The organism is Pseudomonas sp. HMSC057H01 (assembly GCF_001836405.1).
GTDB lineage: Bacteria > Pseudomonadota > Gammaproteobacteria > Pseudomonadales > Pseudomonadaceae > Pseudomonas > Pseudomonas aeruginosa.
In genome coordinates this window covers 1-667 of sequence record NZ_KV828442.1, presented here as the reverse complement: position 1 = coordinate 667, position 667 = coordinate 1, and the positions used below count along the sequence as shown (strand labels likewise).

The 667-nt window shown below is 64.6% G+C and carries 2 protein-coding genes; both read right to left on the bottom strand.

Annotation, left to right across the window (positions count from 1 at the left end; all coding sequences use genetic code 11):
• Nucleotides 1–253, bottom strand: a 253-nt coding sequence (locus HMPREF2581_RS11560; protein WP_218189480.1) for a hypothetical protein, incomplete at its 3' end; no start/stop codon positions are given.
• A gap of 2 nt (nucleotides 254–255) precedes the next feature.
• Nucleotides 256–486, bottom strand: coding sequence for an Arc family DNA-binding protein (locus HMPREF2581_RS11555; RefSeq protein ID WP_023099127.1), 231 nt, complete (start codon nucleotides 484–486; stop codon nucleotides 256–258).
• Nucleotides 487–667: the final 181 nt, after the last annotated feature.

The window sequence follows — 667 nt, the reverse complement described above, 5'->3', positions numbered from 1 at the left end:
CCGTACTCACCCCAGCCCCGCTCAGCGCCGCCAGCGCGATCTGCCGCATGTTCGCCGCCGGCATGTTGTCCTGCTCGGGACAGGGGAACTCGGCGATGGTGCGGAGCGCCAGGTGTGCGTCCCCGTCAGCAAAGTGCGAGATAACCGCGCCTGCGCGCCCGATTGCTATGGGCATACCATTCCGCAGGTATGGGCGTACCGAGTCGATCTGCATGCCCATGCCTGAGCGGAGAACGATGGTGATGGGGCTCATGATCAGCGGCCTCCGGCGGCGGTGGTCAGCGCATCGAGGAGCGCTTGCTTTCGGCGCTGGCCATGCAGGTACTCGCGCAGGGCGATGATGACCACGCTGTTCATGCTGCGCTCGTCTCGCTTGGCCTCGGCTTCGACCTCGGCCCTCAGGCCGTCGGGCAGTCGGACAACGAACTTGTCCATATCCCGGCTGGTGCTGGCCGGCAGTTCGGTTACAACGGTTGCTCGTTTCATGATCAACCCTCCACCTTCACGAACCGGTGGTTGTCGTCGAGCCTGTAGTGCGTGTTCGGCTCCAGGCCGTCTTCGCCGATATAGCCGATGACGGTTCGGTACCGTTCGGTCTTTTCGTCCCAGTAGCGGATGCGGATCTCGCCTTTCTCCCCGGCGGTGGCGGTGCCCTTGTACCCGGCGG